The organism is Nocardia nepalensis (genome assembly GCF_048910785.1).
Taxonomy (GTDB): Bacteria; Actinomycetota; Actinomycetes; order Mycobacteriales; family Mycobacteriaceae; genus Nocardia; species Nocardia nepalensis.
This window is the reverse complement of the sequence record NZ_JBKBET010000037.1, coordinates 407,298-424,378: the sequence shown is the minus strand read 5'-3', so window position 1 is coordinate 424,378 and position 17,081 is coordinate 407,298. Positions and strand designations below refer to the sequence as shown.

Below are 17,081 nucleotides of genomic sequence, written 5' to 3'. Positions count from 1 at the left end.
GACATGGCTACCCCGTCCTCACCGGCCGACGTCCTGGTGGTCGGCTGCGGTCCGAGCGGTGCCGTGCTCGCGAGCTTGCTGGCCCGCCGAGGACGCCGGGTGACCGTACTCGAGCGACATCGCGAGGTCTTCGGGCTGCCGCGGGCCACCAGCTTCGACGGGGAGACCGCCCGGCTGCTGGCGGCAGCGGGTGTCGGCGCCGGGCTGTCCGAGATATCGGTACCCGCGACCGGCTACCAGTGGCGCGGGGCGGACCAGCAGGTCCTGCTGAACATCAGGTTCAGTGAGGTCGGCCGGTACGGGTGGCCGGACGCCAACACGATGCACCAGCCGGCGTTGGAGCAGCTGCTCGGCACCGCGCTGGTGGCCGAACCCGGGGTCGATGTCCGGCGTGGCCTGTCTGTCGTCGACGTTCGCCAGACCGACGACGGCGTGACCGCGATCGCCGAGGATGAGACCGGCACCGCCCACACCTTCCAGGCCGACTGGCTGGTCGGCTGCGACGGGGCCAACAGCATCGTCCGCGAACTGACCGCCGTGCCGATGACCGACCTGAAGTTCTCCTTCGAGTGGCTGCTATGCGACGTCGAACTGCACGAACCCCGCGAATTCGTACCGACAAATCTGCAGCTGTGCGACCCGGCCCGGCCCACGACACTGGTTGGCAGCGGGCGCGACCGGCGGCGCTGGGAGTTCATGTGCCTGCCGGAGGAGTCCGGCGCCGAGCTGGACAACGTCGAGACGGCGTGGCGGCTGCTGGCGCCGCACGGCGTCACGCCACAGACGGCGAAGCTGCTCAGGAGCGGGGTCTACCGATCTCATGCCCGGTGGGCCCAGCAGTGGCGGCAGGGCCGGATTTTCCTCGCGGGCGACGCAGCTCATCTGATGCCACCGTTCGCCGGTCAGGGCATGTGCTCGGGCATCCGCGACGTCAGCAATCTGGCGTGGAAGCTGGACCTGGTGCTGGGCGGTCGGGCCGACGAGCGGCTGCTCGACACGTACACGCTCGAGCGGCGCGGCCACACCAAGGCGGCCGTCCTGGCCTCGGTCAAGCTCGGCCGGGTCATCTGCGTAACCGACCCGGCCGCCGCGGCCGACCGCGACGCGGCGATCCTGGCCAATGGCGGTGGCCGCCGGACGTCACCGCCCGAGGCGACACCGTTGGCCGCCGGACTGCTCCGGCCCGGCGGTGGTGACGTGATCCCCGGCGGCCGGTTCGACGACCTGATCGCGGCGGGCTTCTTGCTGATCACCACAGAGCAGCCGGACGCTGTCGGCGACAGCCAGCGCGCCGTGCTGTCCGGGCTCGGTGGCACCGTCGCCCACCTCGGACCCGACGAACAGGCCGACGGCAGGTATCTGGACTACCTGCGGGACCGGAGCGCGGCGTCGGTTCTGGTCCGGCCGGACTACCACGTCTACGGCACCGCTGCCGCGGGCGCGCTGGCCGCGCTGCTGGAGGGCCTGCGCGACCAGCTGGGACGGCATCGTCCGTCAGGCTGAGGGATCCCGACCACCATGTCGCGCCCTTAGCGTTGACCGGCGTGAGTACCTCAGATCACGACCTCGTCCGGGCATTGCGCGAGTCGGTCAAGGAAACGACGCGACTGAAGCTTCGGAACAGCCAGTTGCTCGCCGCGGCCTCGGAGCCGATCGCGGTGGTCTCGATGGGGTGCCGCTTCGCAGGGGGCATCGCCGGGCCGGAGGACTTCTGGCGGGTGGTGTCCGAAGGCGTCGACGTCTACACCCCGTTCCCCAGCGACCGGGGCTGGGATCTGGCCAATCTGTTCGACCCGGACCCGGACACGCCTGGTACGACCTACGTCGAACAGGGCGCGTTCCTGCACGACGCCGCCGAGTTCGACGCCCGGTTCTTCGGGATCTCGCCGCAAGAGGCTATGGCGATGGATCCGCAGCAGCGGCAGCTGCTCGAGGTCTGCTGGGAGACGATCGAACGCGCGGGAATCAACCCGGACAGCCTCCGCGGCACCACCACCAGCGTCTACGCCGGAATCGTGCATCAGGACTACGCGCCCGACGTCGCGGGTGCGGAGGATTTCCTTAGTCTCGAGCGTGCGCTGGGCAGCGCCGGTGGCATCGCGTCGGGCCGGGTGGCGTACTGCCTCGGGCTCGAGGGGGCGGCGGTCACGGTCGACACGATGTGCTCCTCGTCGCTGGTCGCGATTCACCTGGCGAGTCAGGCGCTGCGCCGCGGGGAGTGCACGATGGCGCTCGCCGGCGGATCGACCGTGATGGCGACGCCGGGCGGCTTCGTCGGGTTCGCCCGGCAGCGTGGACTCGCGCGCGACGGCCGGTGCAAGTCCTTCGCCGCCGCGGCGGACGGCAGCAGCTGGGCCGAGGGCGTCGGTGTGGTGCTGCTCGAGCGGCTCTCCGACGCCCAGCGGAACGGACACCCGGTACTTGCCGTGATCCGAGGCTCGGCGGTCAACCAGGACGGTGCATCGAACGGCCTCACCGCCCCCAACGGGCCCGCGCAGCAGCGGGTCATCCGCGCCGCGCTGGACGCCGCCGGGCTGTCCGCGGACGAGGTCGACGCCGTCGAGGCACACGGAACGGGCACCACGCTCGGCGACCCGATCGAGGCGCAGGCGCTATTGGCCACCTACGGCCGGGGCCGCGACCCCGAGCGGCCCCTGCAGCTGGGCTCGGTCAAGTCGGTTCTCGGCCACACGCAGGGCGCCTCGGGCGTCGCGGCGGTGATCAAGACCGTGCTGTCGCTGCGCAACCGGTACCTGCCGGCCACACTGCACGTCGACGCGCCGACCCCGCAGGTCGACTGGTCGCCGGGCACCGTCGAACTGCTGACCGAGGGCCGTGCGTGGCCCGACACCGGGCGTCCGGCCCGCTCCGGCATCTCCGCGTTCGGCGCCAGTGGAACCAACGTCCACATGATCCTGGAGGAGGCTCCGGCTGCCCCCGAGCCGGGCGAGCAGGCCGTTCACGGCGGGGCGCTTCCGTTCGTCGTCACCGCCAAGACCGCGACCGCCCTGGCGAACCTCGGCCGGCGTCTCGACGACACCGTGGACGAGAGCATCGCGCTCGGCGACCTGGCCCATGCGCTGGCGACCGAACGCGCCGTGCAGAGCCGTCGGGCGGTGGTGGTCGCGCAGACCCGGGAGGAGCTGCGCGCGGGTCTCACCTTGGTGGCCCAGGGCCGGACCGGGGCCGGGGTGATCGCCGGGTCGATCGGCACGAGTGGGCCCGGCAAGATCGTCTTCGTCTTCCCCGGCCAGGGCACCCAGTGGATCGGCATGGGCCGTCAGCTCCTGGACACCTCGCCGGTCTTCGCCGCCCGGATAGCCGAGTGCCAGAAGGCGCTCGAGCAGTGGGTCGACTGGTCGCTGGTGGACGTCCTGCGCGGTGAGGACCCCGAGGGCCTCGAACGCGTCGACGTCGTGCAGCCTGCGTGCTTCGCGGTAATGGTCGCCATGGCGGCGGTCTGGGAATCGCTCGGCGTGGTCCCGGACGCGGTCGTCGGCCATTCGCAGGGTGAGATCGCGGCCGCCTGTGTCTCGGGCGCACTCACCCTCGCCGATGCCGCCCGGGTGGTGGCATTGCGCAGCCAGGTGATCGCCGAGCTGCTGCCGGCCGGAGGCGGGATGGCGTCGATCGGGCTGGCCGACGACGCGGCGCGCGCCCTGATCGAGCCGTGGGGGGAACGTCTGCAGGTGGCGGCGCTCAACGGACCCTCGTCCGTGGTGGTCGCCGGAGAGGGCACCGCGCTGGACGAACTTGCCGCGCAGCTCGCGGACGGCGACACCCGGTTCCGCCGGATACCGGTCGACTACGCCTCCCACAGCCACTATGTGGAGAGTGTGCGGTCCGCCCTGCTGGCCGATCTTGCCGCGGTCACGTCCGCGGCGCCGCGCATCCCGTTCTACTCGACGGTCGAGCCCGGTTGGCGCGACGACGAGGCGTTCGACGCCGACTACTGGTATCGCAACCTGCGTCAATCGGTTCTGTTCGAGCCTGCCGTCCGCGAGCTGATCGCCCAGGACCATCGAGTCTTCATCGAGCTCGGCGCCCATCCGGTTCTGCTCCCGGCGATCACCGAGATCGCGGCGGAGCTGGATGCGGACGTGCTCGCGGTCGGGTCGATCCGGCGGGACGAGGACGGCCCGGCCCGGCTGATCACCTCGGCCGCCGAGCTCTTCGTCCGTGGCGTGCCGGTGACATGGCCGGCCCTGCTGCCCGAGGGCGCCGGAGCGGCCCGGGTCGAGCTACCGACCTACCCGTTCGACCACCAGCGGTACTGGATCACCATGCCGAACGCCGCCGCGGGCGCCGAGTCGCTCGGTCAGGCGACCAGCGCTCACCCGCTGCTCGGCGCGGTGGTGGAACTTCCGCAGACCAACGGCGTGGTCTGCACCTCCCGCTTGTCCCTGGCCACCCACCCGTGGCTGGCCGGCCACCGCATCCAGGACAACGTCCTGGTGCCCGGCACCGCCTACGTCGACCTGGCGATCCAGGTCGGCGACGAGCTCGGCTACGGCGTGCTCGACGAGCTGGTGATCGAGGCGCCGCTGGTGCTCGAGGCGGACGCGGCCGTCAGCTTGCAGGTCGCCGTCGGCGCGCCGGACGCCGCCGGCCGCCGGGCGGTGGAGGTGCACAGCTCGCACACCGTCGGCGAGTGGACCCGGCATGCCGTCGGCCTGCTGTCCGACGACTACGACCGGACGTCGGGCGGCGGCTTCGACTTCGGTCACTGGCCGCCCCCAGGTGCCGTTGCGGAACCGGTCGACGACTTCTACGACCGCCTTGCCGACCGCGGATACCAGTACGGGTCGGCCTTCGCCGGGCTGACCGCCGTGTGGCGGCGCGGTGCGGAGATTTTCGCCGAGGCGGCGCTGCCCCCCGACCACCGGGACGATGTGGACCGGTTCGGCATTCATCCGGCGCTCTTCGACGCCGCCCTGCACGCGAACGCCTTCCACCGCCGCGCGGACGACAGCAACGTGCTGCCGTTCGCCTGGAACGGCGTCCGGCTGCACGCCGGCGGTGCCGTCGCGTTGCGAGTCCGGGTCGCGCCGTGCGGACCGGACGCGTTGTCCTTCGACGCCGCGGATGGGACCGGTGCGCCGGTGCTGTCCATGGAATCACTGGTGTCGCTCCCGATCGCGGACACCGCCGGGCAGACGGGCGGCCGGACGCCGGACTCGCTCTGGCAGGTCGACTGGACGCCGCTGCCCCTGCCGCCGTCGGCTACGGCGTCGGGGCACCAGGTCGTCGTCGAGAACTCGGGCGATGTGGTGCGGCTGGCGCTGGACGATGAGCTCGGGGATCCCCGCCCGGACGTCGCCTTCCTGGACGCCCGACCGGTCGCTGACGCGGAGACCGAGCCGCTGCCACTGCTGGGCCGGGTGCTCGAGGTGGTGCAGGCATGGCTGGACGAGCCGGAGCTCGCCTCGATGCCACTGGTGGTGCTGACCAGCGGTGCGGTTGCGGCGTCGGGTCCGGTCGTGGATCCGGCGGGTGCCGCGGTCTGGGGGCTGGTGCGGTCTGCGCAGGCCGAGCACCCGGGCCGGATCCTCCTGGTCGACATGGAGCCGGGCGCAGACCGCGCGGCGTCGATCGCTGCGGGTCTCGCCGCCGGCGAAGCGCAGGTCGCGGTGCGCGAGGACGCCGTGCTGGCCCCGCGGCTGCGCCGAGCCGTCCTCACCGGGGAGGCGGCCGGGTTCGCCGACGGCGGCACCGTACTGATCACCGGCGGGACCGGCGTGCTCGGCGCACTGCTGGCCCGGCACCTGGTGGCCGAGCACGGCATACGGCGTCTGGTCCTGGCGGGCCGGCGCGGCGCGGCGGCCGACGGGATGGCCGAACTGGTAGCTGAACTGGGCGCCCTCGGCGCGTCGGTCGAGGTGGCCGCATGCGACGTGACCGATCGGGACGCGCTCGCCGCCCTGCTCGCCGCCGTCCCGGCCGAGCATCGGCTGACCGGCGTCATCCACGCGGCCGGAGTGCTGGACGACGTCGTCATCACCGGGCTCGACCCGCACCGCATGGCTCGGGTGTTCGCACCGAAGGCAGCGGCCTTGCGGACGCTGGATGAACTGACCCGCGACGACCCGCCCGAGGTCTTCGCCGTGTTCTCTTCGGCCGCCAGCGTCTTCGGCTCGGCCGGGCAGGGCAACTACGCGGCCGCGAACGCGTACGCCGAAGCGGTTGTGGCCGCGCGCGCCGCGGCTGGTCAGCCGGCGGTGGCGCTGGCATGGGGGCTCTGGAGCCCGGCGACCGGCATGACCGGTCGGCTCGCCGAGGTCGACCGAACCCGGATGAGCCGGGGCGGTGTACGACCGATGCCGACCACGGACGCGCTGGCCTGCTTCGACGCGGGCATCCGCTCCGGCGCCCCGTTGCTGGTGCCGATCGGACTCGACCTCGGCGCGGTCCGGGACGAGGCGGGCGCCGACGGCACCGTCCCGGCACTGTTCCGGTCGCTGGTGCGGCCGCCACGGCGGACGGCGCGGACCGGCGCCGACCAGCCCGGGAGCGCGCTGGGCCGTCGGCTGGCCGGGCTGACAGACGAGGAGCAGACCGAACTGCTCCTCGCTCTGGTGCGCACCGAGCTCGCGACCGTGCTCGGCATCGCCGATGCCGACCCCTCCGCCGATGACACCCGCTTCGGCGAGATCGGGTTCGACTCGCTGACCGCGGTCGAGCTGCGCAACCGGCTGACCGCGGCGGCCGCGGTCAAGCTTCCGGCCACGCTGATCTTCGACTACCCGACTCCCCGGCAGCTGGCCCACCATCTGCTCGAGAAGGTGCGCGGGTCGGCTGACAACGGTGTCGCGCCCGCGCCCCGGATCCCCGAGCGATCGCCGGCGACCACCGACGATCCCATCGTGATCGTCGGCATGGCGTGCCGCCTGCCCGGCGGTGTCACCTCTGCGGCCGAGCTCTGGGACCTTGTGGCCGAAGGCCGCGACGGTATGTCCCCGCTGCCGGTCGACCGCGGCTGGGAGGTGGACCGCCTCCTCGGTACCGACCCGGATCAGGCCGGTACCACCTACACCCGGCAGGGCGGCTTCCTGCACGATGCGGGCTACTTCGACGCGGCGCTGTTCGGCATCTCGCCGCGTGAGGCGACCGCCATGGACCCTCAGCAACGGTTGCTGCTGGAAACCACATGGGAGGCCCTGGAGACGGCGGGCGTCGATCCCTCGTCGCTGCGCGGCGAGTCCGTCGGCGTCTACACCGGTATGTCCATCCACGACTACCTCGGCGACCTGACGCGGGTACCGGCGGAGTTCGAGGGCTTCACCACCACGGCGACGGCGGGCAGCGTCGCCTCCGGCCGGGTGGCGTACGTGTTCGGTCTCGAGGGCCCGGCGATGACGGTCGACACGGCGTGCTCGTCCTCCCTGGTGGCGATCCACCTGGCGGCCCAAGCACTACGCCAGGACGAATGCGAGATGGCGCTCGCCGGTGGCGTCGCCGTCATGGGGTCCCCGGTCGGCCTGACCGGGTTCTCGCGGGCCCGGGGCCTGGCCGCGGACGGCCGGGTCAAGGCGTTCGCCGCGGCGGCCGACGGCACCGTGCTGTCCGAGGGTGTCGGCGTGGTCGTACTGGAACGGCTGTCCACCGCACGGCGCAAGGGACATCGTCCGCTGGCCGTCGTCCGCGGTTCCGCGATCAACCAGGATGGCGCGTCCAACGGCCTCACCGCCCCGAACAGCCTGGCCCAGCAGCGGGTCATCCGGGCCGCTCTCGCCGCGTCCGGCATCGGCCCGGACGAGGTCGACGCGGTGGAGGCGCACGGCACCGGCACCACGCTCGGTGATCCGAGCGAGGCGCAGGCCATTATCGCGACCTACGGCCAGGGCCGTCCGGCCGAGCGACCGCTGTGGCTCGGCACGGTGAAGTCCAACCTCGGCCACACCCAGGCGGCGGCCGGTGTCGCGGCGGTGATCAAGATGGTGGAGTCGATCCGGCACGGGCAGTTGCCGCCCACGCTGTTCGTCGACGAGCCCACCCCCCATGTCGACTGGTCCGAGGGCGCCGTGCGGTTGCTGACCGAGGCCCGGGACTGGCCCGACGTCGACCGGGTGCGGCGCGCCGGAATCTCGTCGTTCGGTATCAGCGGCACCAATGCCCACCTGATCCTGGAACAGATCCCCGAGTCGGACGCGCCGGAGGGGGGCGGGGACGTCGCGCCGGTCGTGCTGCCGTTCGTCCTGTCCGCGCAGAGCGGGACGGCACTCGCCGGGCAGGTGGGACGGCTGCGCACCGCCGTGGTGCAGGGCTTACCGCTACCGGGTGCGGCCCGGTCGCTCGTCGTCAACCGTGCGCTGCTCCCGCACCGGGCGGTTGTCGCCGCGGGCGACCGGGACGCTCTGCTCGCCGGACTGGACACGGTCGCCGCGGGCGAGGTCGGCCCGGGCACCGCACTGGGCGCCGTCTCCGCCGGTGCCGCGGCGTCGGTGGTGTTCGTGTTCCCGGGCCAGGGAGCGCAGCGGCCGGGAATGGGCCGCGCCCTCTACGACCGGTTCCCGGTCTACGCCGCCGCGTTCGACGAGGTGTGCGCGAGGCTGGACGAGCGGCTGGCCGGTGCCGTGCACTGGCCCGTCCGGGACGTGGTCTTCGCGCAGCCGGGTAGTCCGGAGGCGGCCGCGTTGAACCAGACCGTCTACACGCAGGTAGCGCTGTTCGCGGTGGAAACCGCGCTGTTCCGGCTCGTCCAGTCCTGGGGCGTACGACCCGCTCTCCTGCTCGGGCATTCGGTGGGTGAGATCACCGCGGCGCACGTCGCGGGCATGCTGTCGCTCGACGCCGCGGCGACCGTGGTGGCCGCCCGCGGCCGCCTCATGCAGGCGCTGCCCGCGGGTGGAGCGATGGCCGCGGTGGCTGCGACGGAGCAGGAGGTCCGGCCGCTCCTGGGCGGGGGTGTCTGTCTCGCCGCAGTGAACGACCCGGCGTCGGTCGTGCTGTCCGGTGACGAGGACGCGGTGGAGGCCGCCATGCGGACGCTGCGGGAACAGGGCCGTAAGGTGCACCGGCTGTCGGTGTCGCACGCGTTCCACTCGGCGCGGATGGAGCCGATGCTCGCCGAGTTGCGATCCGCGATCGCGGACGTGGTCTGGCATCCTGCCCGGATTCCGGTGGTCGCCCACGACGGAGCCGACCTGACGGACCCCGGCTACTGGGTCGACCATGTCCGGCGCACGGTGCGCTTCGCCGACGGCGTCCGCGCCGCGCTGGACCGGGGTGGGCGGCTGTTCGTCGAGCTCGGGCCGGGTGCCGGGCTGTCCGCGCCGGTCCTGGAGACGGCGGCGCGGTCCGGGTACGAACCGGTGTGCGTGCCCGCGCTGCGGGACGGACAGGCCGAGTCGGAGACCATGATCGGTGCGCTGGCCGCGCTGTTCGTGCGGGGAGTGCCGATGGACTGGCATCAGCTCGTCCCCGCGGACGCCCCTGCCGTGGCGGTGCCGACGTACGCGTTCGACCGTCGGCACTACTGGCTGACCTCGGCGCCCGGCGCGGTGAACGCGGCCGATCTGGGACAGGTCGAGGTCGAGCATCCGCTGTTGTCGGCGATCGTGCCCGTCCCGGACACCGGTGGCCTGATCGGCACGGCCCGGCTGGCGCTCACGACCCATCCCTGGCTCGCCGGGTACCGGCTGCACGACGTGGCGATCCTGCCCGCCGCCGCGCTCGTCGACCTCGCCGTGCGGGTGGGTGACGAGCTCGGCTGCGGCGTACTGGGAAACCTGGCGGTGGAGGTGCCGCTCGTGATCCCTCCGGCGACGACCGTGCGGCTGGAGATCGTGGTCGGAGCCGATGCCGGCGGCAGTCGCCCGTTCACCGTCTACGGCGCGCTGGACAGCGAGGGAACTTGGGTCCGGCATGCCGGCGGCACCCTCGAAGCCGGCGCCGTCATCGACGCCGAGCCGGTGCAGACGTGGCCGCCGTCCGGCGCCGAACCGGTCGCGACCGACCCGGAGGACGCCGGACGCTCGGAGCTTGTCGGACTGTGGCGTCGGGGCGAGGACACCTTCGTGGAGGTCGCGCTCGCGGATGAAGAAGCGTCCGAGGCGTTCGGCCTCGACCCGGCCCTGCTCGATGCGGTGACCGGGGTGGTGATCGACCCCGGTTCGCTCGCGACGCGATGGGAGTCGGTGGTGCTGCACGCCACCGGGACGCGCCGACTGCGGGCTCGCCTCGCCCGACTGGACAACGATCGCTGGAGTCTCGAAGCCACCGATGAGACCGGTCGGTCGGTGCTGTCCGTTCGGTCGGTCGGCTCGATGCCGGTCCGCCCCGAAGACGTGGGCGCCCGCCCCATGGCGGATGCCATGTACCGGGTGATGTGGCACTCCGTGGCCACCCGGGCCGTTCCACCCGGCCATCCGGAGACCGTCGGTATCGACAGCGCTGAGGCTGTGGCCGCGCTCGCCGCCGCACCCGGCCGACCGTCGGTCGTCGTGTACGACGTACCGATGGGCCCGCCCGCCGAGGTCATCCTCGCCGACGTTCTCGCCCTGCTCCAGGCGTGGCAGCGCCATGCCCCTGCGGACACCCGGCTCGTCATGCGGACCCAGGGTGGCGTCGACGGCGGGACCGGCGGCCTCACCGACGCGACCGGCGCCGCAGTGTGGGGCCTGGTCCGTGCGGCCCAGGCCGAGATGCCCGGTGTACTGCTGCTCGACGTGGAGCCGGGCCTCGACGCCGGACCGGTCCTCGGTACCGCGCTGGCCCTCGACGAGCCACAGCTCGCGGCCCGGACCGACGGTTTCCGGGTCCCCCGCCTCGCGGCGGCCGGGGCCTTGGATGCGGAGCCCACCTCGTGGAACCCGGACGGGACGGTGCTGATCACTGGTGGTACCGGGTCGCTCGGCGCGCTCGTCGCGCGGCACCTGGTGCGGACCCGAGCCGTTCGGCGGCTGCTTCTGGTCAGCCGACGGGGAGTCGCGGCCGACGGCGCCGAGGCGCTGGTGGCCGAGCTGTCCGAACAGGGTGCCGAGACATCCGTGATCAGCTGTGACGTCGCGGACCGGGACGCGGTGGCGGCATTGCTCGCCGCGATCCCGCCGGAGCACCCGCTCACCGCGGTCGTGCACACCGCGGGCGTGCTGGACGATGGGCTGCTCGCCGAGATGACTCCGGATCGGCTCGGCGCCGTGTTCGGCCCGAAGGCGGCCGCCGCCCGTCACCTCGAGGAGCTGACCCGCGACCACGACCTCGCCGCGTTCGTCACGTTCTCCTCCGCCGCCGGGCTGCTCGGCTCGGCCGGGCAGGCCAACTACGCCGCCGCCAACGCCTATCTGGACGGCCTGATGGCCATCCGGCGCGCGCACGGGCGGCACGGCGTGTCGCTGGCCTGGGGCCTGTGGGCTCAGGACGGCGGCATCACCCTCCATCTCGGTGACGCGGACCGGGCCCGGATGCGCCGCTCCGGTGTGTCGCCGCTGCGCCCCGAGGAAGGGCTCGCGCTCTTCGATGCGGCCGTGGACAGCGGTGCGGCCCACCTCGTGCCGATCAAGCTCGACCTCGCCGCCGCGCGGGCCGACGCCGCCAATGGCGGACCGGTCCAGCCAATGCTGCGAGAGCTGGTGCGCGTGCGCCGGCGGGCCGACCCGACGGCACCCGCCGGTGACCTGGCGGGCTCGCTGGCGGGCCGGTCGGTGGCGGAGCAGGAGCGCACCCTGCTGTCCCTGGTCCGGGCCGCGGCGGCGCTGGTATTGGGGTACCCCTCGGCCGAGGACATCGCGCCCGACGCCCCGCTCCAGGCCGCCGGTATGGACTCACTGGGCGCGGTCGAGCTGCGTAACCGGTTCAGTGCCGCGGCCGGGTTCGCCATGCCCGCGACGCTGGTCTTCGACTATCCGACACCGGTGGAGCTGGCCCGATTCCTCCGGGAGCGGCTCACCGGCCGGGACGCGGCGGCGCAGGTCGAGACCGTCGTGGCGGCGAGCTCGTCCGATCCGATCGCGGTGGTCGGGCTCGGCTGCCGACTGCCGGGCGGTGTTCGCGGCCCGAACGGGTTCTGGGACCTCCTTGCCGCGCGCGGCGAGGGTCGGTCGGCGGTGCCGACCGACCGCGGCTGGGATCTGTCCACCATCCCGGTGGAGGCGGGCGGCTTTCTGACCGACGTGGCCGAGTTCGACGCCGGATTCTTCGGCATCTCCCCGCGCGAGGCGACGGCCATGGACCCGCAGCAGCGGCTGTTGCTCGAGGTCGTGTGGGAGGCCTTCGAGGACGCCGGGCTCGACCCGGCCGCGTATCGGGGTTCCGATGTCGGCGTCTTCATCGGCGTGATGGGCGAGGGCTACGGGATGCAGGGCGGTGACCCGGAAACCGACGGCCTCCGGGTCACCGGCGGTGCGCTCTCGGTGGCGTCCGGCCGCGTGTCCTACGTATACGGCTTCACGGGGCCGGCGATATCGGTCGACACCGCGTGCTCCTCGTCCCTGGTCACGATGCATCTGGCTATGCAGGCCCTGCGCAACGGTGAGTGCTCGCTCGCCGTGGTCGGCGGCGTGACGGTCATGGCGACGCCCAATGCGTACGTCGAGTTCGCCAAGGCTGGCGGGCTGGCGGTCGACGGCCGGTGCAAGGCCTTCGCCGCGTCCGCGGATGGGACCAGCTGGTCGGAGGGGGTCGGTGTGGTGCTGCTGCAGCGACTGCCGGACGCCGAGGCCCAGGGCAGCACGGTGGGCGCCGTGATCCGGGGCTCGGCGGTCAACCAGGACGGCGCCTCGAACGGCCTGACCGCTCCGAACGGGCTCGCGCAGCAGCGGGTCATCCGGCGGGCCCTCGCCGTTGCCGGGCTCACGCCGTCCGAGGTGGACGTCGTCGAGGCGCACGGTACCGGCACGCGGCTGGGCGACCCGATCGAGGTGCAGGCACTCCAGGCGACCTACGGCCGGCGCGAGACGGAGGAGCCGCTGTGGCTGGGGTCGGTGAAGAGCAACATCGGCCACACTCAGGCGGCGGCAGGTGTGACGGGCGTGATCAAGATGGTGCTGGCGCTGCGGCACCAGATGCTGCCGGCAACCTTGCACGCGGACGCGTCGACCCCCGAGGTCGACTGGTCCGCTGACACCATCCGGCTGTTGACCGAGGCCAGGCCATGGCTGACGCGCCCGGACCGGCCGCGCCGCGCCGCGGTGTCCGCTTTCGGAGCAAGCGGAACCAACGCACACCTCATCCTCGAGGAGCCGCCTCGGCATACGCCGGTCACCACGACCGAACCGACCGAGTCCGGCGCGGGAGGCCTGCTTCCGTTCGTCGTGTCGGCGGGCGACGCAGGCCGTCTCGCTGTGGTCGCTACCCAGCTGGCGGACGCCGTCGAGAGCCGGCAGCCTTCGCTGCCCCGGCTGGCCGCCGCGCTCGCGTTCGGCCGGACGAAGCACCGAGCGCGCGCCACCGTGCTGGCGGCAGACCACGTCGAACTGGCCGGGCGGCTCCGCAGCCTCGCCGCCGACGAGGCCGACCCGGACGTGGTCAGCGGTCGGTCCGGGCCCGGCACCGGCGCGGTGTTCGTCTTCCCCGGCCAGGGCGGTGGCTGGGTCGGCATGGGCCGTGAACTGATGGCCGACTCGGCAGAGTTCCGGGAGTGGGTACGCCGCTGCCAGAAGCTGCTCGATGAGTACGACTGTGACTGGACGCTGGAAGAAGCGCTCGGCGGTGACAACGACCTCTCCCGGACCGATGTGGTCCAGCCCGCCGCTTTCGTGATGATGACCGGGCTGGCGCAGCTATGGGCACGGGCCGGGGTTTCGCCCGAGGTGGTGATCGGGTCGTCACAGGGAGAGCTCGCTGCGGCGTACCTGGCCGGCCTCCTCTCGCTGGACGACGCGCTGCGGATCTGCGTGGTGCGCTCCCGGCTGGCCGCGGCACTGCCTCCCACCGGCGGAATGCTGGTACTGGGCGTCAGCCGCGCGCGGGCCGAGGAGTTGCTGACCGCGTACGTGGGCCGGCTCGAGCTGGCCGCGGTCAACGGACCCGCGATGGTCGGCATCTCCGGTGAGGTTGCCGCCATCGAGCAACTCGCGGCCTTCGCCGCCGAGCAGGAGATCTGGTTCCGCAGGCTGCGGGCGGACTATGCGTCCCATTCCTTCCTGGTGGACGAGTTGGAACGCCCGATGCTGGCCCAGCTCGACGGGGTCGGCGAGCACCGGCCGCGCGGGCTCGTCGGTTCGTGCCGGTTCTACTCCACGGTCGAGAGCCGGTGGATCGGCCCGGACGAGGTTCTCGACGCGGGCTACTGGTTCCGGAACCTGCGCCGACCGGTCGAGCTGGAATCGGCCGTCCGCGCGGTGACCACCGATATGCGGGCCGTCGTCGAGGTGTCCCCGCATCCGGGGCTGGTGCCATCGATCCTTGACATCGTCGCCGACACCGGTCGGCCGGTCGGGGTGATCGGCACGCTGCGGCGTGACCGGGGTGGTGTACGCCAGGTGCTCACCGCGATGGCCGAGGCGTTCGCGATCGGGTTGCCGGTCGACTGGTCGGCGGCCGTCCCGGGGGACGGGTCGGCATGGCGTGAGCTGTGTCGCGACCTGCCCACCCATCCGTTCGAGCATCGCCGCTACTGGCTGCGTGGCGGCTCGGGAGCCGTTGCGGCAGCGGAGGAATCGGTGCACCCGCTGCTGACCATGGTGGTGGGCCTGCCGGATTCCGATGGCGTGCTCGCCGTCGGGCGGTTGTCCCCGCACCAACAGCCGTGGCTCGCCCATGCGACGGGGGCGGGCACGGTCGAGGTACCCGCCTCCGTCTGGGTCGAGCTGGCTATCCGGGCCGGCGACGAGCTGAATTGCGGCACGCTGGCGGAGCTCGACCTGATCGAGCCCGCGTGGCTGGACCGAGGAGCGTCGCTGGCGGTGCAGGTCTGCGTCGGTGGGGCCGACCTTTCCGGTCGGCGATCGGTGACCGTGCGGTCCGCGCCGACCTCGGCAAGTGGCGACCGATCGGTCTGGAAGCTGAATGCGACGGGCCTGCTCGTCTCGAGCCCCGCCGGCACCGCAGCCACGGAGTCCGGTCTTACGGTCTGGCCTCCGGCCGACGCCGACCCGGTGACACCGGCCGACCCGCGAGCGGACGTCCGTGGCGTCTGGCGGCGGGGCGAGGAAACCTTCCTGGAGTTGGTCCTGCCCGACGAACTCCGCGAGGACGCCGCTGCCTTCGGTATCCACCCCCTGCTCCTGGACGCCGCGAGCCGTGCGTTGGACGGAGACCCCGCGCCGGGGAGTGCGACCCTGTGGCGCGATGTCGAGTTGTACGCCACCGGCGCCGCGTTGTTGCGGGTCCGGCTGCGCCCGGCCGAGAACGGTGTCGCGCTGACCGCGGCCGACGAGACCGGCCAGATGGTATTGGCCGCCGGTCGGATCGCGGTACGGCCGACGCGCGAGTCCCGGCCCAGCGGGCCCGGCGGTGCACTGCGGATCGCGTGGGAAGAACTCGACCGGGAGACCGCCGCCGCCCCGCCGCGAACCCTTCCAGTGAACAGCGACGACGAGGTTCTCGAACTCAGCGGTGATCCGTCCGCCATGGCCGACGCCGTCGCGGTCCTCGACGTGCCGCTCGGCGAGCAGCCCGTCGCGGCGTGCCGACGAGCGCTCGCCATCGCGCAGGCGTGGCTGGATGAGCCCGAGCTGGCAGGCCACCGGCTGGTGGTCCGGACCCGGAACGCGGTCCCGGTCGAACCCGCCGCGATGCTCGATCCGGCCGCTGCGGCCGTGCGAGGCATGATCGCCGCCGTCCAGGCCGAGTACCCCGATCGGTTCGTTCTCGTGGATGTCGATCCGGATGCGGATCCGGACGTCGGTCTGGGCCCGGTGCTGGCCGTCGGCGCAGCGCAGGCGGCGGTGCGGGCCGGACGTGTCCACATCCCGCGATTGGTGGCCGTCGCCGAAGCCGGACCGGCTGTCCGGCCGCTCGATCCGGCCGGCACGGTCCTGATCGTGGGCGGCACCGGCCGGGCCGGATCCCGCGTGGCCCGGCATCTGGTCGCCGACCACGGCGTGCGTCATCTGGTCCTGGCGGGCCGGCGCGGTCCGGCCCACCCCGGGGCGGCGGACCTGGTCGCCGAGCTGGCCACGTTCGGCGCGTCCGCGACCGTCGTGGCCTGCGATGTGACCGATCGGGACGCGATGCGCCGCCTGATGTCCGGGATCCCGGCGGAGCACCCGCTGACCGGGGTGGTGCACGCCGCCGGGATGGCCGACCGCACGCCGCTCGCGGAGCTGGATTCGGAGCGACTGGAGATGGTCCTCGGAGCCCGGAGCGAGTCGCTGCGGCACCTGGCCGAGCTCACCTCGGATCACGACCTCGCCCTGTTCGCCGTGATCACTACGGCGGCCGAACTGATCGGTCCGGCCGACCAGGTGGCCACGGGCGCGGCCGACGGGCTGGCGCGGGCTGTCGCCACGAGCTGCGGTGCCCGCGTACCGATGCTGGCCCCCGGCGAGGACGGGGCTCTGACCTCGGCGATCGAGACCGGCGAACAGTTCCCGATGCCCGGCAGGCCCGAGCGATGGGCGGCACCCGAGCCCGGTCGGCCGGTTTCTTCGTTGCTGCGCGGTCTGGTGCGCCCGAGGCGGCGTTCCGCATACCGAGCGCCGGTCGACGCGGAGCCGGCCAGCCGGTGGGCCGAGCTGCTGAGCACACAGGTCGGCGCCGAACGGGAGCAGACGATCCTGGACCTCGTGCAGGCGCAGCTGGTTCGGGTACTCGGTCTCGACGAACCGGTCGAGCCGGAACGCGGCTTCTTCGAGGTCGGTCTGGACTCCCTGATGGCCCTCGACCTGACCCGGCGGCTGAGCAGTCACACCGGCACCGCGCTCACCCCGGCCGCGGTGTTCAACAACCCGACCCCGGTGGCGCTGGCCCGATATCTCATGGAGCGGCTCGAGACAGCAGGCCAGGATGCCCTGAACTAGGTGGGAAATGGGCGAGCCATGCCGTGGCCTGCGGTCGTGCCCCTCGCCGGGGCCGCCGCCTCCTGTGCGATCGTGGCCGGTCGATCGGAACGGGATCGCTGGCGGAGGCGGCGGCGACGTCGACCGCAGTGATCGGTGCGGACGGGCTACTCGGTAGCAGGCTGGTCGCGGCGTCGCGTG

General features: G+C 72.9%; 2 protein-coding genes. Both read left to right on the top strand.

Going from position 1 to position 17,081, the window contains the following annotated elements; translation table 11 throughout:
• Positions 1-3: 3 nt before the first annotated feature.
• Positions 4-1,503, top strand: coding sequence for a bifunctional 3-(3-hydroxy-phenyl)propionate/3-hydroxycinnamic acid hydroxylase MhpA (mhpA, locus tag ACHQ4I_RS33390; protein ID WP_420775871.1), 1,500 nt, complete (start codon positions 4-6; stop codon positions 1,501-1,503).
• Positions 1,504-1,544: 41 nt separating this feature from the next.
• Positions 1,545-16,901 carry an SDR family NAD(P)-dependent oxidoreductase gene (locus ACHQ4I_RS33385; protein WP_420775870.1) on the top strand — a complete coding sequence of 5,119 codons (15,357 nt, stop codon included), beginning with the start codon at positions 1,545-1,547 and terminating at the stop codon, positions 16,899-16,901.
• Positions 16,902-17,081: the final 180 nt, after the last annotated feature.

Bases quoted from the DNA above. Each gene is read 5' to 3' on its own strand.
- mhpA (WP_420775871.1), top strand. From the start codon at position 4: ATGGCTACCCCGTCCTCACCGGCCGACGTCCTGGTGGTCGGCTGCGGT.